The 17,574-nt window shown below is 66.4% G+C and carries 18 protein-coding genes and 1 pseudogene; 8 read left to right on the top strand and 11 right to left on the bottom strand.

What is annotated here, in order from left to right:
- Positions 1 to 5: 5 nt before the first annotated feature.
- The 7 genes and pseudogenes from IPK27_13175 to IPK27_13205 form a co-directional block, all read right to left on the bottom strand.
- A pseudogene (locus IPK27_13175) lies at positions 6 to 1,126 on the bottom strand (macro domain-containing protein).
- The gene (locus IPK27_13180) at positions 1,123 to 1,812 is read right to left on the bottom strand and encodes a DUF4433 domain-containing protein (GenBank protein MBK8068533.1); all 690 of its coding nucleotides are present in this window, start codon (positions 1,810 to 1,812) and stop codon (positions 1,123 to 1,125) included. Before IPK27_13180 ends, IPK27_13175 begins: the two are co-directional and overlap by 4 nt.
- Entirely contained in the window at positions 1,775 to 2,065 is a 291-nt protein-coding gene (locus tag IPK27_13185) for a restriction endonuclease subunit S (protein ID MBK8068534.1), read from the bottom strand. Before IPK27_13185 ends, IPK27_13180 begins: the two co-directional genes overlap by 38 nt.
- On the bottom strand, positions 2,025 to 3,350 hold the full coding sequence (locus tag IPK27_13190) for a restriction endonuclease subunit S (protein ID MBK8068535.1): 1,326 nt from the start codon (positions 3,348 to 3,350) through the stop codon (positions 2,025 to 2,027). The genes IPK27_13185 and IPK27_13190 overlap by 41 nt, the downstream gene beginning before the upstream one ends.
- A 5-nt stretch (positions 3,351 to 3,355) precedes the next feature.
- Positions 3,356 to 3,661, bottom strand: coding sequence for a hypothetical protein (locus IPK27_13195; protein MBK8068536.1), 306 nt, complete (start codon positions 3,659 to 3,661; stop codon positions 3,356 to 3,358).
- A complete protein-coding gene (locus tag IPK27_13200) occupies positions 3,658 to 5,115 on the bottom strand; it encodes an SAM-dependent DNA methyltransferase (GenBank protein MBK8068537.1) in 1,458 nt (485 codons plus the stop codon). The genes IPK27_13195 and IPK27_13200 overlap by 4 nt, the downstream gene beginning before the upstream one ends.
- Before the next feature lie 3 nt (positions 5,116 to 5,118).
- Positions 5,119 to 7,575, bottom strand: coding sequence for a DEAD/DEAH box helicase family protein (locus IPK27_13205; protein MBK8068538.1), 2,457 nt, complete (start codon positions 7,573 to 7,575; stop codon positions 5,119 to 5,121).
- A gap of 325 nt (positions 7,576 to 7,900) precedes the next feature.
- On the opposite strand from IPK27_13205, the gene IPK27_13210 reads away from it, so the two are divergent.
- Together IPK27_13210 and IPK27_13215 are read left to right on the top strand one after the other, a co-directional pair.
- On the top strand, positions 7,901 to 8,242 hold the full coding sequence (locus IPK27_13210) for a hypothetical protein (GenBank protein MBK8068539.1): 342 nt from the start codon (positions 7,901 to 7,903) through the stop codon (positions 8,240 to 8,242).
- A gap of 51 nt (positions 8,243 to 8,293) precedes the next feature.
- The gene (locus IPK27_13215) at positions 8,294 to 9,133 is read left to right on the top strand and encodes a MoxR family ATPase (GenBank protein MBK8068540.1); all 840 of its coding nucleotides are present in this window, start codon (positions 8,294 to 8,296) and stop codon (positions 9,131 to 9,133) included.
- A gap of 211 nt (positions 9,134 to 9,344) precedes the next feature.
- Here the strand turns inward: IPK27_13215 and IPK27_13220 are convergent, their stop codons facing one another.
- Positions 9,345 to 9,722, bottom strand: coding sequence for a hypothetical protein (locus tag IPK27_13220; GenBank protein ID MBK8068541.1), 378 nt, complete (start codon positions 9,720 to 9,722; stop codon positions 9,345 to 9,347).
- Positions 9,723 to 9,870: 148 nt separating this feature from the next.
- Here IPK27_13220 and IPK27_13225 point away from each other — a divergent pair, with 148 nt between their 5' ends.
- The 3 genes from IPK27_13225 to IPK27_13235 all read left to right on the top strand — a co-directional run bounded on the left by IPK27_13225 (position 9,871) and on the right by IPK27_13235 (position 11,448).
- Complete coding sequence (locus tag IPK27_13225; GenBank protein MBK8068542.1) at positions 9,871 to 10,761, top strand: HEAT repeat domain-containing protein; 891 nt, start codon at positions 9,871 to 9,873, stop codon at positions 10,759 to 10,761.
- Positions 10,762 to 10,864: 103 nt separating this feature from the next.
- Positions 10,865 to 11,002, top strand: a complete 138-nt coding sequence (locus tag IPK27_13230; protein ID MBK8068543.1) for a hypothetical protein — start codon at positions 10,865 to 10,867, stop codon at positions 11,000 to 11,002.
- Complete coding sequence (locus IPK27_13235) at positions 10,999 to 11,448, top strand: copper chaperone PCu(A)C (GenBank protein MBK8068544.1); 450 nt, start codon at positions 10,999 to 11,001, stop codon at positions 11,446 to 11,448. The genes IPK27_13230 and IPK27_13235 overlap by 4 nt, the downstream gene beginning before the upstream one ends.
- Before the next feature lie 19 nt (positions 11,449 to 11,467).
- Here the strand turns inward: IPK27_13235 and IPK27_13240 are convergent, their stop codons facing one another.
- From IPK27_13240 to IPK27_13250, 3 genes are all read right to left on the bottom strand, one after another.
- The gene (locus tag IPK27_13240) at positions 11,468 to 11,986 is read right to left on the bottom strand and encodes a protein tyrosine phosphatase family protein (protein ID MBK8068545.1); all 519 of its coding nucleotides are present in this window, start codon (positions 11,984 to 11,986) and stop codon (positions 11,468 to 11,470) included.
- 38 nt (positions 11,987 to 12,024) lie between these two features.
- Positions 12,025 to 13,533: a DJ-1/PfpI family protein gene (locus IPK27_13245; GenBank protein MBK8068546.1), complete on the bottom strand. Its 1,509-nt coding sequence runs from the start codon at positions 13,531 to 13,533 to the stop codon at positions 12,025 to 12,027.
- A gap of 240 nt (positions 13,534 to 13,773) precedes the next feature.
- Positions 13,774 to 13,995: a hypothetical protein gene (locus tag IPK27_13250; GenBank protein ID MBK8068547.1), complete on the bottom strand. Its 222-nt coding sequence runs from the start codon at positions 13,993 to 13,995 to the stop codon at positions 13,774 to 13,776.
- Positions 13,996 to 14,196: 201 nt separating this feature from the next.
- Between IPK27_13250 and IPK27_13255 the strand changes: the two genes are divergently transcribed.
- The 3 genes from IPK27_13255 to IPK27_13265 are packed head-to-tail and all read left to right on the top strand — an operon-like array spanning position 14,197 to position 17,538.
- Positions 14,197 to 16,311, top strand: coding sequence for a TonB-dependent receptor (locus tag IPK27_13255; GenBank protein MBK8068548.1), 2,115 nt, complete (start codon positions 14,197 to 14,199; stop codon positions 16,309 to 16,311).
- A gap of 16 nt (positions 16,312 to 16,327) precedes the next feature.
- Positions 16,328 to 17,272 (top strand): DJ-1/PfpI family protein, encoded by a 945-nt coding sequence (locus tag IPK27_13260; protein MBK8068549.1) that lies wholly within the window; start codon positions 16,328 to 16,330, stop codon positions 17,270 to 17,272.
- Entirely contained in the window at positions 17,269 to 17,538 is a 270-nt protein-coding gene (locus IPK27_13265) for a hypothetical protein (protein ID MBK8068550.1), read from the top strand. The genes IPK27_13260 and IPK27_13265 overlap by 4 nt, the downstream gene beginning before the upstream one ends.
- The last annotated feature ends 36 nt before the right edge of the window (positions 17,539 to 17,574 follow it).

Genomic DNA, 17,574 nt, shown 5'->3' on the forward strand with positions numbered 1-17,574 from the left:
CGGGATTAGCGACCAGCTACCCGCCGGGCTCCGTCAACCTGGCCTTGCGCCGCGGCCCGGTTGTGAAAAGGCTGCAGCGCACGCAGCGCCAACGCCACCGAACGCTCGTCGAACAGCCGCACCTTGCGCTCTGCATGCGGCTGGCCCGCCGGCCAGCGGGCCAGAGCCGCGCGGACTAAGTCCGTCTCGGGCGCAATTCCCTCGCGGTTGACCAACCAGTCGACCGTCGCCAGCAGTTCCATGCCATACGGCGACTGGAACCCGTCGATCAGCCGAGACACGGACTCCAGCGCGTCCTGGTAGGGCGCCGCTTCACTGCTGCGCAGAAAGGCCGACACCCGCTCGCGCTGGCGGTCCTCGAACCAGATGGCGTCCAACGGACTGGCATCGGCAAGGCGCTTGTCGCAACGCAGAAAGCTGCCGTCCAGATTGTCGAGAAGTTTGGTCAACCGATACGCGTAAGGGCCGTAGCGGTCGGCGGCGAATCGAAGGTCCAGCGGATCGGGCAGCCCGAGCTGGCGGATAGCGCGCTCAAGGAACCACGCGAGCTTCTGGATTTCCAGCAGGCTGCACTCGAAACCGAGAACGGAGTAGCGGCGCACCAGTTCCGCAATCAAGGCGCGTGCAATGGTCAGGTTGAGCACGCCGCTGCGCTTGGCGACATTCTGGTACTGGGTCGTGGGCTGGTAGACAACGACCTCAGTACCCTCGATGTCCGCGAGCGCACGCTCGATCTCGACCCGGACGGCGGCCCAGTCGAGCCCACCATTGCCGGCACCGAGCGGCGGGATGGCGACCGAACGCACCCGATGTTCATTGAGAAACCGGCGCAATTCCTCGAGACCCGATCGCACCCATTCAATCCGCGAGGGCGCTCGCCAGTCCTGCTTGGTTGCGAAATTCACCACATAACGCGGGCCCTGGAGTTCTCCCGGCTCGGTGACCAGCAGGCTGCCCGCACGCAGTTCGCCGCCTTGCAGGCAGCACGGTAGCGCGCGTAGTTGTCGTCGAAGCGCTCCCTGAACATGAGCGCGATGCCCTTGCCCATCACGCCGACGGTGTTGACCGTATTGACCAGCGCCTCGGCGCCGGGCTCGAGCAGATTGGCTTCGGTGTAGCGGATCATGGGAAGTACCACTCTGGCCGCAGCACGGCCTTGACGCTCAGCGAGCGACGATGAATCTGGTCGGCGATGCTGTCACGCACCACGCTGTCGTAGCAAACAACTCCCTGCAGGGCCGACAGCGGCAGGTGAGCATGCACCAGCGCCTCGGCTTCATAGCGTTCGAAGCGCTCCGGATCGTCGGGATCGCGTTGGAAGTCGCGGGACTGCAGTCTTGGCCAGTCAATCCACGTGAGATCCGCAAGATCGCTGGAGAACCGCGCCTTGGAAAGGGACGCGTGGCGGTCCGAGAACACGAATGACAACCTCTCCGCGGCGACCCGATGAAGACTCGTCACCAGTAAGCAGAGTTCCGCGCGATCACGTTGCGTCACGCCCCTGCCGGTGACGATGTTCAAGGTCATCGGCGAGAACGGTGTGAAATAAAAGGACACGTAGTCGGCCAGGGTGCCGCCGGGTGCGACTGGCACCATCCGGTGGTTTCGCTCCCTGATCAGATCCGGCTTGCCGATCTGCACATAGTTCGGGTCCGTGACTCCGCCGTTGGCGCAATGCACGCCGTGATCGAGGATCCACGGCAGATTGTCGCGATGCACCACGCGCCAGATCAGCGCCTGTCCGGGCGTCAGATCCGCGGCCGAGCGTGCCACCTCAGGCCACCTCGTCCATCGCAGGCGCAAGCGCCTCATGCAGCAGCGCCTCCAGCAGCCGCGCGCGGGTGGTGTCAGCGGTGGTGAGCGCGGCTTCGAGGCGGTCGCAGAGGGCCATCAGTTCGTCCACCTTGGCGACGATGCGGTGTTGTTCGACTAGAGAGGGCACAACAACTTCAACTTCCTCTACCTGGCGCGAAGAAATATGCGGCACACCGTTACTGCGCCCGGGATTGATCTGCCTACTGAAGTCAGGCGAGTTCACCCAAAGGAACAGATAGGCGTCGGACAATCCGGGCGCCTTCTCTTCGAAGCGGCCTACTCGCTGTAGCAAGAGACATGGCAGGTCGGCTTCGGAAACCCTGGCGACCTTGGTTCCAGTCGAGATGAATGGACGATCCAAACTGAGAACCACATCCCCGCTCGAAGCTCGAACCGCGCGAACTCTGGGGCACGCTCTTCAGAAAGGTGGACCGGCTCCTCCCAATTGAGGCACCCATGTCCCACGTTGGCGTTCCGCAGCAAACGGACCCCGATTTCGTGAACCATTCACTCTTGAACGCGTATCCGTTTTGAAGCGTTCGAAACTCCCGAAGGCGACAGCGCGCCTTGTGGCTGGAGCTCAGCAACTTGCCATTGACCGCTAGTTCGAGAATGGTCTCGCGGAGTTGCTTGATCTGGTCCGTGCGGGTGGTGAGAGCGGGGAGTGCGTCGAGGGTGGATTGGGCGTCTGCGACGCGAGTGTCGGGGTCGGGCGCGGTGAGGCGGGTGAGGCTGGCGGTGGTGAAGCGGTCACGGGTGGCTTCGCGCGCGCCGCGCGCGGCCTCCAGCCGGTCCAGCAGGGTCATCAGTTCGTCGACCCGCGCGACGATTCGGTGTTGTTCGGCGAGGGGTGGAACGGGCAATGGAAGCGCTGCGAAGTCGGAATCGTTGATCGCCGGATAAGCCTGCCCCCGCTGACAATTCTCAACCGCTGACACCATGTAGGGACTTCGAAGGGCGATCCACAGGTATCGGGGAAGGAGCATTCCTAGTCCGTCAAGGACTGCGAATGCGGTGCTAGCGATTGCAGGCGGATTGAAATCTTGCTCAATGACGGCGACGTTTAACAGATACGGGCGCACGCATGAGTAAATCACGTCTCCCTTCTCGGTGATTTTCCGCGCACGACTTGGCGCCTCGACAGCTTCAAGCACTCTGGGTTCTGCGACGATGCCGGCTTCCTTGTCGATCGCGGTGACATCGATGTACGTGAATGCGGACCGCGGCACCGTTTGCCCACGATCGCGCGTGACGCTTCGAACCGGGGCCCAGTGCCAGCTTCGTGGAAGTTCGAAAGGTGGTTCATCAACCACGGTTAGCGACTTGGAGCTTCGAACTGCGGCCCCCGAGTTCGCAAGAGCCGACTTCAGCTCTGCAATTCGCTTCACCAACTCGGTCGCCGGCTCATCCCCCGCCTCCTGCTCCACCAACTTCCCCCGCACCGCCAGATCCAGCACAAACCTGCGCAGGCGCGGAATCGCGTCCGGCGCCTCGGCGACGCGGTCATACATCTCGATCAGCTTCTCGGCGTTCATCGCGGTCAGAACCTGAGGCCACGGCGCTCGGCGCACGCGTGGCAGAGATCGCCGGCCAACTGCCCGACATTGCAGCGCTCGCCGCAGTCGCTGCAGCAGCAGAAGCAGCGCGGATCGTGCAACAGCGTGTGCTGGGCGCGTGCGATGCGCTCGGGGCTGGGCGGGCGCTTCCAGCGGCGCCAGGCGCGCCATTGCAGTTCCGGCTGCGTGCCGTTCCAGATGACCCGGGCAACGTCCAGCCGCCAGCCGTCTGCGTCTTCCGGCACCACGCGGGTGTAGTCCGCGATCAAGTCCGCCTCGTTCGCACTCATCGCAGCAGCGCCTGCGCGAGAATGGTCTTCAGTTGCGCGCGCAGCGCGGCTACTTCGGCCTCTGCGGCATTCAGCTCAGCCAGCAGGGTGTCCGGATCGCCGTGGTCGGTGGCCACGGTGTGCGGGTTCTTGATGTCGAGGTTGTAGCCGCGGGCCTTGATCTCGTCGATGGACACGCGCCATGCGCGCTCGTTCTCCACCCTGCCCTCGCGCGCGGCGCCACCCCACCATGCCACGCAATCGTCCAGATGCTCTTGGCGGATCGGCCGGGTCATCGAATAGGCCTTCTGGCCCTCGGGCACGCGGTGTTCCCAGTACCAGATCTCGTTCGTCGGCGTGCCCTTTTCGAAGAACAGCAGATTGGTGCCGATGCTGGCGTAGGGGCGGAACACCGAATTGGGCAGGCGCACGATGGTGTGCAGATTGCACTGTTCCAGCAGGTGCTCCTTGAGGCGGGTCTTCACCCCCTCGCCGAACAGCGTGCCATCCGGCAGCACCACCGCGGCGCGGCCGCCGGGCTTGAGCAGGCGGATGAACAGCGCCAGGAACAAATCCGCGGTTTCCTTGGTGCGAAAGTGCTGCGGGAAGTTGGATTCGATGCCGTCCTCTTCCTTGCCGCCGAAGGGCGGGTTGGTGAGGATGATGTCCACCCGCTCGCGGTGTTCCCAGCTGATGTAGGGCCGCGCCAGCGTGTTGTCGTGGCGCACGAAGCTGGGGTCCTCGATGCCGTGCAGGAGCATGTTGGTGACGCACAGCATGTGCGGCAGCGGTTTCTTTTCGACCGCGCGCAGGCCCTGCTGCAGCGCCGCCTCGTCCTCCGGTTTCTTCACGTAGCGCTCGCGCATGTGGCGCATCGCGCAGCTGAGGAAGCCGCCGGTGCCGCAGCTCGGGTCGAACAGGGTCTCGCCCGGATGCGGATCGATGCGGTCGACCATGAAGGCAGTCACCGCGCGCGGCGTGTAGTACTCGCCGGCATTGCCCGCGCTCTGCAGATCGTTCAGCAACTGCTCGTAGATCTCGCCGAAGTGGCGGCGGTCGGCCAGGTCATTGAAGTCCACCGCGCTGATGCGGTTGACCACCTGGCGCATCAACTGGCCGGACTTCATGTAGTTGTAGGCATCTTCGAACACCCCGCGCACCACCCGCGCGCGGTTGGCCCAAGGGCCGCGCGCCGGCAGGTTCTTCAGCGTGGGGAAAAGATCGCCATTGACGAAGTCGAGCAAGGCCTCACCGGTCAGTCCTTCCGGGTCGGCGGCCCAGCGGCGCCACTGCAGCCGCGGCGGAATCGGGCTCAGATACCCGTCGTGCAGCAGTTCCAGCGTCTGGTCCTGATCGTCGATGATCTTGAGGAAGAACATCCAGCAGAGCTGGGCAAGACGCTGGGCGTCGCCATCCACGCCGGCGTCCTGGCGCATGACGTCCTGGATGGCTTTGACCGTGTTGCGAACAGACATGGATCAGGCGATGTCCTTGTAGAGTTCCTGTTGCAGCGCGTGCACGGCCTGCTCGAAGCCGGCCCGCCCGCCGAAGGGTTTCAGCAGTTGCACCGCGGTGCCCATCTCGCTGAACGGCGGGATCTGCAGCACGCGCACATTGTCCAGGCCGGCGACGAGGCCTTCGTCCTGGTACTTGTCCAGCAGCGCTTCCAGCACCGCGCGGGCCTGCGGACCATAGCGGGTAAAGAAGTCGCGCTTCTTCACCCCGTTGGCGCGCTCGCGACGGGTCAGCGGCGGCCGATCGTAGGCGATGTGGCAGATCAGGTCGAAGGGATCGAGGTCCTTGCCCACCTCGTCGAGCAGCGGCTCCAGCAACAGGCCTTCGGCAGCCAGCTCGGCGATGATCGCGTCCTTGCGTTCCTCGCCGTTCCAGCGGCGCAGGAACTGGTCCAGGCTGGCGTACTGTGCGCGGATCGCCTTGCGCGAGTAGTCGCGCAGGGATTCGGTCACCAGGCGGCCGTCGGCATCCAGATACTCGATGCGCTCGGTCGCCACGCGGACCGGGCGGCCGTGGATGTAGTACTTGGGCGGCGTCTGTCCGGTGCCCGGGCCGGGTCGATCGGGGTCGACCAGGATCTGCGCATCGCCATCGTCGCCGCCGGCCGTGTCCGGCGTTTGCGTAGCCGGATCGGGTTCTGGGGGCACCACGGGATCGTCCTCGCCCGGCTCGTAGACCTGCACCGGATCGCCGTCGAAGGCTGGATCGGCGAAGTGGCTGGTCGCGCCGCGGAAATCGACCAGGGTGAAGTAGTACTTGTGGGTGTCCTCGTGCACACGCGTGCCGCGGCCAACGATCTGCTTGAACTCGGTCATCGAGCCCACCGGCCGATCCAGCACGATCAGCCGGCAGGTCTGCGCATCGACCCCAGTGGAGAGCAGGCGCGAGGTGGTGACGATCACCGGATACGCGGCTTCCGGATCGATGAAATTGCCGAGCTGGGCGGTGCCGGCGGCATCGTCGCCGGTGATGCGCATCACGTAGCGATCGTTCTGCAGCACCAGGTCCTGGTTCTCGACGATCAGCGCCTGGCGCATCTGCGCGGCGTGCTCAGTGTCCACGCAGAACACGATGGTCTTCTGCATGCGGTCTCCGCTCTGGCGCAGGAAGTCCGAAATCCAGCGGGCCACGCGCCGCGTGCGCGAGTCGATCACCAGGGTGCGGTCGAAGTCCTTGACGTTGTAGATGCGGTCGTCGATCACGCGGCCGCGCGCATCGGTTTCGCCGCGCTTGGGCCGGTAGCCTTCGACATCGATGTCGAGGTGCACCTTGATGACCTTGTACGGCGCGAGGAAGCCATCGCCGATGCCCTGCTTGAGCGTGTAGCTGTAGACCGGCGGTCCGAAGTAATGGATGTTGGAGGCGTAGGCGGTTTCCTTCGGCGTGGCGGTCAGGCCGATCTGGGTGGCGCCGGAGAAGTACTCCAGGATCTCGCGCCAGGCCGAATCCTCCGCGGCGCTGCCGCGGTGGCATTCGTCGATGACGATCAGGTCGAAGAACTCCGGCGAGAACTCGCGGTAGAGTTTTTGCCGCTCGTCAGGACCGGTCAGCGACAGGTAAAGGCCGAGGTAGATCTCGTAGGAGGTGTCGATGCGCCGGCGCGCATCCAGCGATAGCGCCAGCTCCACCTTGCTGCCGTCATCGCGCTCGATGGTGTTGGCGCCGGTGGAGAGTTTGGCCATGGTCGCGCCGAAGGGGCGGAAGTCGTTGACCATGGTCTGGTCGACCAACACGTTGCGGTCCGCCAGGAACAGCACCCGCTTCTGCCTGCCCGCGCGCCAGTCGGATTTCCACAGGCGCCAGATGATCTGGAAAGCGGTGTAGGTCTTGCCGGTGCCGGTGGCCATCACCAGCAGCACCCGATCCTGCCCGCGTGCGATGGCCTCCACCGCCGCGTTGATCGCGTTGCGCTGGTAGTAGCGCGGCTCCTTGCCGCTGCCGTCCTCGTAGTACGGCTGCAGGACGATGCGCTCTTGCGCCGGCGTCAGGCCTTTCCAGCGCTGGTAACGGGACCAAAGTTCCGCAGGCGACGGGAAGGCATCCATCGACAACTGCGATTCGATGGCTGTGGCGCTTCCCGTGCGGTCATGGAACAGAAACGCCCGGCCATTGCTGGAGAACACGAAGGGGACATTCAGCGCGGACGCGTAATCCAGCGCCTGTTGCATGCCGTGGCCCGGATCGACATCGGTCCTCTTGGCCTCGATCAGCGCCAGCGGAATGTGCTGGTGATACAGCACGAAATCCACCCGCTTTGGCTTGCCGCGTGCCACCAACCGCCCGCGCACGATGATCCTTCCCCGTGTGAACGAGACCTGCCGGCGGATATGCGCATCCTCATCCCAGCCGGCGCGCAGCAGCGCGGGCGTGATGAACTTGACGCTGACGTCGTCTTCGCTGAGCGGGGCTGCTGGAGGCATGCCGTGGTCGACGCGGAGGGGCGTTCCGCATGTTGTCGGTATCAGGGTAGCGACGCAAGCGGGTTGCCATGCGCGATGCCGCGTGATCGCGAGCATGGCGCGAACCCCGTTCCGGACGATTCCTGGCAGCCATCCCGCGGAGTAAAGTGGCTGCCCCAGCATGGGAGTCACCGGGTGGAAATCCCTTTGCGGGACCGCGCCGAAGGTCAACGCCGCGTCCTGCAGTCCCTCCGCGCACCCAGGCACATCGCAGACGAAGCGCCTGGCAAATGCGAGCGCGAGCGGTGTGGATCCGATATGCGGCCTCAAATCAGCGACACGTAAAATGTACGAAGCAAAGACCGAAGCACCGATCCCGACCCGGCATTTCGCCGCCCGCCTGCTGCTCCACTTCGCGATTGCCCTGGCGCTGCTGCTGGGATCGCTCGGGATCGGGATCCTGGGATACATGCACTCCGAGGGCCTGAGCCTGGTCGATGCCTTCCTCAATTCAGCCATGCTGTTGGGCGGGATGGGGCCGGTCAATCCGCCGCAGACGGTGAATGGCAAGATCTTCGCCGGTGTCTACGCCTTGTACTGCGGCCTGGTCTTCATCGCCTCCGCGGCGCTGCTGTTCACCCCGGTGGTCCACCGGATCATGCACCGGTTCCACTGGGAAACGGACTAGCCGCCCCGCGCCGGGCTATCGTCGCGGCAATGCCTGATCGATGAGGTTTGCATGCGCTTTCAAGGAACCGACCGCTATGTCGCGCCGCGCGAGCTGCAGCTTGCGGTGAACGCGGCGATCGCGCTGGAGCGGCCGCTGCTGGTCAAGGGCGAGCCGGGCACCGGCAAGACGCTGCTGGCGCAGGAGATCGCGCGGGCGGCGGGTGCGCCGCTGATCGAGTGGCACATCAAGAGCACCACCAAGGCGCAGCACGGGCTGTACGAGTACGACGCTGTGAAGCGTTTGCGCGACGCGCAGCTGGGCGATCCGCGCGCCAGCGAGATCGCCAACTACGTGGTGCCGGGCAAGCTGTGGGAGGCCTTCGATTCCGAGCGCCGGCTGGTGCTGCTGATCGACGAGATCGACAAGGCCGACATCGAGTTCCCGAACGATCTCCTGCGCGAGCTCGACCGCATGGAGTTCTTCGTCTACGAGACCCAGCAACTGGTGCGCGCGCGCACCCGGCCGATCGTGGTGATCACCAGCAACAACGAGAAGGAACTGCCCGACGCTTTCCTGCGTCGCTGCTTCTTCCACTACATCCGCTTCCCGGACGAAGAGACCCTGCGCCAGATCGTCGAGGTGCACTACCCGGGCCTGAAGCAGGATTTGCTGCGCGAGGCACTCGCCGCCTTCTTCCAGCTGCGCGAGACGCCCGGGCTGCGCAAGAAGCCATCGACCAGCGAACTCCTCGACTGGCTCAAGCTGCTGCTGGCGGAGGACATCCCGGCCGAGACCCTGCGCGAGAAGAACCAGCGCAAGGCGATCCCGCCGCTGTACGGCGCGCTGCTGAAGAACGAGCAGGACGTCAGCCTGTTCGAGAAGATCGCGTTCATGGCCAGGCGCGGGTGAGGCACATCCTGCAGCCACCCCGCCCGCAACTTGGTGCGCTCGACGAAACCGCGCGCGGGAGCCCAGCCAGTGAAGCGCCGCACGGGTGGGTAGACCGGAGCGCCGCAAAGCAGCTCTGCGGCGCCCTGCCGGCGAAGCGCTGCGCGCTACACCGGCCTGCTCGGCAGCGCCTGGCTTCATTCCCCAGGGGTCGGGCCCTTCGGTGACGAACTCACTCGATCTTGAAGGTCCACTCGTCGAAGCCGTCGAGATAGAACAGGTGGGTCTTGCCCTCCCCCATCTCGGTGCGTTCGACCCGGCCGTCGGCGTGCGTGACGGCGAAGGAGTACTCAGCGCGCACCGGGCAGACGTCCTCCGCCGAGCGACCCCATTCGACCTGCTTCTGGATGATGCGGCCGGCCTTGATCGGGCTGAACTGGAATCCGGAGACATCGGTGATCTTCCAGGTCTCACGCTCGGAAGTGCTCCAGTAGTCCTTGGTGATATAGCGCGTGAGCGCCGCCTCGACCGCAGCCTGGTCGGGACATTCGAGCGCCATCGCGGCGGGCGCGGCGAGGCAGAGACAGCAGACAAGGACACAATTGCGCATGGCCCCTCTCCAGTGCCAGCCCGGCGCTGGCGTCGCTGCATCGTACGCCGCGCCGATGGCACGCGCCACGCAGGTTCTGCCCGCAGCGTGCCCTGGCGCGCCCGCAATGGTCCGTTACAATGAGCCGCGATCGACTCAGGAGAGAACCATGCGCCGTCCCATTGCACTGACGATCTTGCTGCTGGTTGGCAGCGGCGCCCTGGCGACCATCCCGAGCGTGCGCGAGGCCGCGCTGCTGCAGTTGCGCAGCATCGCCGCGCCGCTGTTCGGCTCCGGCGAGGCCACCGATCCGCGTTTCGATGATTTTTACGCCGGCATGGTGGAGAGCCTGCCGCCGCAGCAGCGCGTGGAGCGGGCCCTGGAGCTGGTGCTCAATCGCTCGCAGGGCGCTGCCGAGTACGTCAGCGAACGCGCCGCCAGTTGGGCCGGCCAGATCCAGTCCACGCCGCGCCTGGAAGGCCTGGTGCAGGCGGCGATGAACGCGCCGCGCATCGAGGCGCGGATGGCCGGATTCGAGGTATTCCTGGCCTCATACAACCTGCAGAAGACCCCCGAGCAGGCGGATGTGCTCTACAAGCGCTGGGAGCGCGATCCGGCGCAGAACGGGCCATGGATGATGTGGAGCCTGGCGATGCTGGGCGCGCGCGGCGTGGACCGGGGACGCGCCTACGCGCGCCTGAAGGCCGCCATCGACGAGCCCGATGTCGCGCTGCGCAAGGCTGCGGTGGATGCCTTCGCACGCCTGGGCGGGGCCGAGACCATTGATCCGCTGCTCACGGTCGCTGCCTCGGACCCCTCGCCGGTGGTGCGCGAGCGCGCCTTCTGCAACCTGGCGTCCACCGGCACCCTGCTGATGGCCGAGCGCTACCTGGCAGTGCCCGGCCTGTTGCACATCGCCGAGGCGCCGACCAGCGATGACCAGACCCGCGCCTGGAGCTACCAGGCGCTGACCGAAATCTCCGGCCTCTACGATGTCCCACCGGACGCTGCCATCTGGCGTCGGAAGCTGGACGATGTGGGGCTGCTCGCCGAGCAGTGAGCACCGGCGCGGAGCACGCGGTCCCCGCGCCTGCGACATTTGGTCGCAGCGAGCGTCCTGGGGGAGAGCCCTATCCTGCGGGCAGTTCCGCGGGAGTGGTTGCATGCCGAGCCTCGAGATCATCTGGATGGACGGGATCGCCGCGTGGCTCTCGATCTGGGGCCTGGTTCTGGCGCGGCCGCGGCTGTCCAGGCTGCGCCCGCAACCCTTGACCCTGCTGGACGGAGAGCCGTTGCCATGACCGCGACCCTGCTGCGCGCGCTGGCGATTAGTGCGCTTTTCGGGGGCTCCGTGCATGCCGGGGAGATCGCCATCAGCGAGGCCTGGGCGCGGGCAACCCCGCCGGGAGCGAGTGTCGCGGGGGGCTACCTGACGATCGACAACAGGGGCTCAAGCGACGACCGCCTGCTGTCGGTGCAATCCGCGGCCTCGGAAGCCGTCGAGATTCACTCGATGTCGATGGACGGCGGCGTGATGCGCATGCGCCGCCTGGACGAGGGCCTGGCGCTGCCGGCAGGCGCCAGCGTGCGTCTCGAACCCGGCGGCCTGCACCTGATGTTCATCCGCCCGTCCAGCCCCTTCAACGAAGGCACCGTCGTGCGCGCAACCCTGACTTTCGAGCACGCCGGAACACAGACGGTCGAGTTTCCGGTGCGTTCCGGCCAGGATGGCGGCCACGCGCACTGATGCCTGCGCGACCTGCGGGTCAGAAGGGATCGAAGGCCACGCCGCGCGCGGCCAGCGCATCGATCACGAGTTCCTTCCAGGCACCTTCCGGCACCCAGACGCGCGTCACCGATTCGTAAGCCGTCGCAGGATCCTCGCCACGCCATCCGGCGCGGTACAGGAAGGTGACGGTGGACGCGCGCATGTTGACCTGGCAATGCACCAGCACTTTCCTGCCGTCCAGTCGCTCAAGCGTCTGCGCCACCTGGTCGACCTCCGCCAGCGCAGGGGTCTTGAAGACGATCGGAATGTGCACGAACTCGACGCCCTGTGCCTGCAGGATCTCGGCCTCATCGGCGATCGCATCCGGCACGCTGTCCGGAGCGAGGTAGATCACCGCCTCGAAGCCTTCCGATTTCAGTGCCGCCAGCGACTCGCGCGTGGGCTGTCCGGACGTAACCAGGCTCTCGCTGATCGGCACGATGTTGGGAGCGTCCAGGGCAACCGCCGGCGCGCCGGCGGCGAGGGCAGCAATCAAGACGATCGGGATGCGTTTCATCGGAATCCGCGGTTGGTCAAAGTGGCCCTGTCGAGCGGTCAGGGCGTTGCCGCACGAATCAGCGGCACCATGGAGTAGTCGTACATCTGATGCATCATGTCGAGCACCAGGTCGTCGGTCGATTCGGGCGACCCGGCATCGATCGGCGGGTCCGGCCGATAGTGCAGGCGCAGCATCGCCGCGCGCGCCGCATCGTCGCCCTCCAGATCGGCGATCAGCGCGAAGCCAAGGTCGATTCCGGCCGACACCCCCGCCGAAGTCCACAACTTGCCGTCGCGCACATGACGCGCGGCGACCGGCGTTGCGCCCCAGCGCGCCATCATCTGGTTCAGACGGTACCAGTTGGAGGTGGCACGACGCTCGCGCAGCAGCCCTGCCGCACCCAGGACCCACGATCCGGTGCACACGCTGGTGGTGTAGCGGGTGTGGCGATCGGTCTCGCGGATCCAGTCCAGCGCCGCGGGATCGCGCAACAGGGCCCAGGTTCCATCGGCACCGCCGGGCACCAGCAGCACGTCGAGTGGTCCGGCGTCTGCTGCCTTGTCGCGCACTTCCAGCGGTGCGGCCGCTCTTGATGCGCGGCTCGGCGCCCCAGCGCAGCAAGCGCACGCGCGCCTGGCCAAGCTCGGCGAGCACACTGAGCGGGCCGATCGCATCCAGGGTGACGAATCCGGGGTAGACCAGCAGGCCCACGTCCAGCGGTGGCGATGAACTCCCGGGCGCCTCCGGCGGGACGGCGAGCGCCAGCCCGCGCCAGCTGCGTATCTGCTCAGCCTGCGACTGGTAGATGGCAGCCGGCGTGGTCTCGGGAGTGCCCCCCAGCAGGGGTGGCTCGGGTCGTACTCCAGATCCAGCATCGCGGCCTGCAGATGAGCGCGCCCGGCGATGGCTTCCAGCATGGCGAGAGAGAGATCGAGCGCCGCGGTGGCCGGCAGCGAACTCCAGTACTTTCCGTCGCGCGCGTGCCGGCCGGCGACATGCCGGGCACCGAGGGCCGCGGCGTTCTCCTCCGCCGCGGGCCAGCCGAAGGCGATACGCTTGCCTGCGAGCAAGCCTGCATCGGCCAGGATCACATTGCCGAGCCCGATGCCGGCGGTCATCTGGGTGGACGCGTCGATGCGCTGCAGCCACTCGCGGAGACCGGCGTGCGCGAGCAGCCCATCGATGCCTTCGGGGCTGCCACCGGGCACAATCAGCACGTCCAGCGACTCGACTTCGCCGATGCTGCGCTCGACGACCAGATCCGCCAGCCGGGTGCGGACCACACCGGGCGCCACCGCGAGATATTCGAGCTTCACATTCATCAGCTCGGAGAACACTGCCATCGGCGCGACTGCTTCGAGAGTGTCCACCCCGTCGTACACCAGGATGCCGATTCGCTCCACGCGCATGGGCGGGGTCCCGAGAACCTGCGCCATCACTGCTTCGTGGTTGACCAATGTGAGCCGCGGCAGCTGCGCGCGATCAGGGCGACCGTAGGTGTAGGGCGCGTATTCGGGCGTCGGCATCCCGTAGTAGATGTAGGCGCCCACGGCGGCCAGCGTCAACGCCAGCACCGCCCCGACAAGCCAGCGCCATCGACGTCGCAGCGCCGCCACTAGCGATCCCTCGCCACGCGGGCCCTGGGCAACCGCCGCCAACCAAGAGCAAGCTCAAGCATGCGCCTTCCTGTCTTCCCGTCCCGCGAAGCGCGGGCGTGGCGCGGGAACGATAGGTCCTGGCCCGCTTGCCGCCGCTGCGACGAATTGACGCAGGCGATCGCACCGAGTGCGTGGCGCTTTTCGAAGCTACTTGTCTGAGTTCCGTGCCGACTGTTCCAGTGTCCGCCAGTCGGTGAAATCCATCGCAAGCGGCGACTCGCCATGGCAATCGATCTGCGGCGGACCCGGCAGACGCGCCTGGTTGGGCGCCTCCGGCGACGCCCTGCGGTTGTCCCAGGATACCCAGCCACCCGCGAGGAACGCCGCGGCCGGCGCGATCCACATCCAGGCTCTCGCAACTCTCGTCATGGACTCCTGCGACCTTTGGCGCCGGCAGCTGAGGCCATCGTACCCGACTCAGGACCCTCGCCGCGCCAGTGGCTCCCGAGTTCCGGGCACGCAGGCGGCCTGCGCGATGCGACCATTTGTCGCATCCCGGACGCAACGGCCTGGCTCTAGGCTCCGCGCGCACTTTCCGGCGCCTAGTGGCGCTTTTTCTTTGGAGCCGTCATGCGCCGCCCGCTGTTCCTGTCGATCTTCGCCGCCATCACCGGATTGCCGCTGCACGCCGCAGATCCGACCGCCGCCGCAGCCTCCGCCGACGACAAGACGTGGACCATGATCGACGCGATCGAGGTCCAGGGCGAAGAGACTCCGTATGCGGCGTCCAAGGCGCCCAGCGTGACCCGTTCCGAAGTGCCGCTGCTGCAACAGGCGCGGTCGGTGGCCGTCATCAACCGCGCGATCATCGACGAGCAGCAGCTGACGACCCTCTCGGATGTCCTCGAGAATGTGGCCGGGGCGGTGCCGATCCGCGAAAACGAGATGGTGCTGGTCAATCCGATCATCCGCGGCTTCGACGCCGAGGTCTTCGTCGACGGGCTGTCGGCCTATGGCGCGACGTCGGTCGCGGATCCCTCCTCGCTGGTCAATGTCGAGCGCGTCGAAGTGCTCAAGGGCCCGGGTGGGACCTTGTTCGGCAGTGGCTTCGGCTCGGCGCTGGGCGGCCTCATCAACGTGGTCACCAAGTCGCCGGAAGAGGCGTTCATGGGAACCGTGGGACTGCGCATCGGCAGCTTTGATACCAGCAACCCGTACTTCGATGTGAACCTGCCCGTCAGCGAGAACGTCGGCCTGCGGGTCAACGGCGAGTACGGCGACACGGATTCGGCGATCGACAACGCGGTGCAGCGCAAGGCATCCCTCAATCCTTCCTTCCTGCTGCGGATGGGAGATGCCACCCGGTTGCTGCTGAAGGCGCAACTGACGCGCAACGAGAACCTGGAGTACTCCGGCCTGCCCGCGTCGATCACGGTCAATGGCGACTTCGGCGTCGATCCCTTCCGCTTCTCCGGTTCCACGGACGCGCCCCTCACACAGGTCGACAACCGCATCTACACCGGCTCGCTGGAACACCTGTTCAGCGATTCGCTGATGCTGACCGTGGATGCGCGCGGCTACGACAGCCGCTTCGTCGAGTACGGGACATTCTTCTTCGGCGGCCCGGACGATCCCGCCCAACCAACGGTCTACACCCTGCTCAGCGCACAGCTTCCCACCGACGTGCGGCAATACACGCTGGCGCCGCGGTTGAACTGGCAGATCGACCAGGGCGACAACCAGCACGATCTGGTGATCGGCGCGGACTTCGACAAGACGGACTACTTCGCCCAGATCGGGTTCAACTTCGCGGGGATCGGACAGATCGACTACCGCAACCGGACCGGCGCCCCGCCCTTTGGTGCGGTGCCCCCACTCGGGGTCACCCAGGACGACCGCTTCCGCACCAGTGCCGTGTACATCGAAGACCACCTGCGGATCGGTGATCGCTGGACGCTGCAGGCAGGTCTGCGCGGCACGCGGCTTCACTTCCGCCAACCGAGCAGCGGCACCGACGAGACCTACACCGAGATCACCCCGCGCCTGGGCGCGAGCCTGTTGCTGAACCAGCGGGTTTCGCTGTTCGCCGGGTATTCCGAGGGCTTCCGCGGCGTGAGCAATTTCTTCGGCCTGGCGGCGCAGGTGCCCGAAACCTCGCGCCAGTACGAGGCTGGGGTCAAGTTCGCGGCGGCCGGCGGCCTGTCGGGCAGCATCGCCGCATTCCGGCTGGATCGCCGCAACGTGGTGATCTCTGCCGGCGACCTGGGCAACCCCTTCCTGCAGTCGCAGAGCGGCGAGCAACGCAGCCAGGGACTGGATGTGGATCTGGTGTACGAACCCGGTCCGCAATGGTCGGCGCTGCTGGCCTATGCCTACACCGACACCGAGGTGACGCGCGACGAGCCCCTGCGCCAGGGCAACGCTTTCTCGCGCGTTCCGCGTCACAGCGTCCGCGGCGCAGTGCGCTACCGCATCGTCGATGGCCCGCTTTCGGGCCTGGCCCTGGGCCTGGGCGCCCGCGCCGTGTCCAGCCGTGAGCTGACCCTGCCGAACCTGGACCAGGTACCGGGCGTCACCGTTTTCGATGCCCAGGCCTCGTACACCTGGGGCGACGCGGAGTTCATGCTGTCGCTGGTCAACCTGGCCGACAAGCGCTACTTCGAGCCCTACCAATACCTGGCGCAGTCGGTGGTGATCCCGGGCGACCGCAGGTCTGCCTACCTCAGCGTTGCCTATCGCTTCTGAGCCGGGAGGATCTCCGATGCATCGTCGCGACTTCCATCGACTGTCGGTAGCGTCGCTGTTCGGAGCGCTGCTGGCGCGTGAAGCCGGCGCGCATGCTGCAGGCCCGCAGGCCGCACCGATGCCGGAGCCCGCCGAAAAGTCCGCCGGCGAGGCGTTGACGCCCAACCAGCGCGATATCGCGTCCTCGACGTCAGCCCACCTGGAAGCCATGGGTCGCCACGAGGCGTTCATGAAGTTCCCCAAGGCCACGATCGGGCTGGTCGTGTATCCCGGGATGTTCCTGCAGGATCTGATCGGGCCGCTCACGGTCTTCGAGGCGCTGATGAATCGCGACATCCACCTCTTGTGGAAGACGCGCCAACCCATCGGCAACATGCAACCCGAGCACCCGACGCTGGTTCCGATTACCCCGACGACCACCTTCGAGGACTGCCCGAAGGAACTCGATGTGCTGTTCGTGCCCGGTGGCGTCCCGGGTACGCTCGCGATGATGGAAGACCCCGAAATGCTGGGATTCCTTCGCCGCATGGCGCCCAGCAGCCGCTACATCACCAGCGTCTGCACCGGTTCCTTCGTGCTGGCGGCAGCCGGCCTGCTGGATGGGTATCGTGCGGCCAGCTACTGGGCCGTGGCCGATCTGCTGGCCGAACTGAAGGCAATTCCATCCACCGAGCGGGTATGCGTGGACCGCAACCGCATCACCGGCGGCGGCGTGACGGCGGGCATCGACTTCGCGCTCACCATCGCCGCCAACCTGACCAGTCCGCTGTACGCCCAGGCCATCCAGCTCTACCTGGAGTACGCCCCGTCGCCGCCCTTCGACGCCGGTCGCCCGGAGTCCGCGCCCGAAGCCGCGCGGGTATTCCTGGAGGACATGTTCGCTGGCCTGCGCGTGTCCACTCGTTCCATCGCGCAGCGTGTGCGCGAGCGCACCAACCCGGCCGGGGACACGCCAGGATGAGCGCATTCGGAGTGTTCGTGGTGCTGGTGATGCTGGCCTGGGGCGCGACCATCTGGGCCCTGCGCATCGAGTTTCGCGCGCAGGCCTACCGCGAGCGAAACCTGCCGGAGGCAAGCCGCGGACCCTTCGTCGACCACGAACATCTTGCGTTCTGGCGCAACGGAGGCCAGCACCCGCCGGGCGGGCCGCGTCGCGCAGAGGAGTCCCAGGTTCGGCTCTGCGCGCCTTGCCGTGAACGGGAGCATCCGGGCGAGCAGTCGCCCTGAGCCGCCGGAGCGGCGGCTCAGCTGGGGTCGAGCGCC

This window comes from Rhodanobacteraceae bacterium (genome assembly GCA_016713135.1).
Classification (GTDB): Bacteria; Pseudomonadota; Gammaproteobacteria; order Xanthomonadales; family SZUA-5; genus JADKFD01.

What these genes read in the sequence shown, in the direction of transcription:
- IPK27_13180 (MBK8068533.1), bottom strand. Translation starts at nt 1,812, where the DNA reads ATGAGGCGCTTGCGCCTGCGATGGACGAGGTGGCCTGAGGTGGCACGC.
- IPK27_13230 (MBK8068543.1), top strand. Translation starts at nt 10,865, where the DNA reads ATGCCGAGCCTCGAGATCATCTGGATGGACGGGATCGCCGCGTGGCTC.
- IPK27_13210 (MBK8068539.1), top strand. Translation starts at nt 7,901, where the DNA reads ATGTACGAAGCAAAGACCGAAGCACCGATCCCGACCCGGCATTTCGCC.
- IPK27_13225 (MBK8068542.1), top strand. Translation starts at nt 9,871, where the DNA reads ATGCGCCGTCCCATTGCACTGACGATCTTGCTGCTGGTTGGCAGCGGC.
- IPK27_13190 (MBK8068535.1), bottom strand. Translation starts at nt 3,350, where the DNA reads ATGAACGCCGAGAAGCTGATCGAGATGTATGACCGCGTCGCCGAGGCG.
- IPK27_13195 (MBK8068536.1), bottom strand. Translation starts at nt 3,661, where the DNA reads ATGAGTGCGAACGAGGCGGACTTGATCGCGGACTACACCCGCGTGGTG.
- IPK27_13255 (MBK8068548.1), top strand. Translation starts at nt 14,197, where the DNA reads ATGCGCCGCCCGCTGTTCCTGTCGATCTTCGCCGCCATCACCGGATTG.
- IPK27_13220 (MBK8068541.1), bottom strand. Translation starts at nt 9,722, where the DNA reads ATGCGCAATTGTGTCCTTGTCTGCTGTCTCTGCCTCGCCGCGCCCGCC.
- IPK27_13205 (MBK8068538.1), bottom strand. Translation starts at nt 7,575, where the DNA reads ATGCCTCCAGCAGCCCCGCTCAGCGAAGACGACGTCAGCGTCAAGTTC.
- IPK27_13250 (MBK8068547.1), bottom strand. Translation starts at nt 13,995, where the DNA reads ATGACGAGAGTTGCGAGAGCCTGGATGTGGATCGCGCCGGCCGCGGCG.
- IPK27_13235 (MBK8068544.1), top strand. Translation starts at nt 10,999, where the DNA reads ATGACCGCGACCCTGCTGCGCGCGCTGGCGATTAGTGCGCTTTTCGGG.
- IPK27_13260 (MBK8068549.1), top strand. Translation starts at nt 16,328, where the DNA reads ATGCATCGTCGCGACTTCCATCGACTGTCGGTAGCGTCGCTGTTCGGA.
- IPK27_13215 (MBK8068540.1), top strand. Translation starts at nt 8,294, where the DNA reads ATGCGCTTTCAAGGAACCGACCGCTATGTCGCGCCGCGCGAGCTGCAG.
- IPK27_13200 (MBK8068537.1), bottom strand. Translation starts at nt 5,115, where the DNA reads ATGTCTGTTCGCAACACGGTCAAAGCCATCCAGGACGTCATGCGCCAG.
- IPK27_13240 (MBK8068545.1), bottom strand. Translation starts at nt 11,986, where the DNA reads ATGAAACGCATCCCGATCGTCTTGATTGCTGCCCTCGCCGCCGGCGCG.
- IPK27_13265 (MBK8068550.1), top strand. Translation starts at nt 17,269, where the DNA reads ATGAGCGCATTCGGAGTGTTCGTGGTGCTGGTGATGCTGGCCTGGGGC.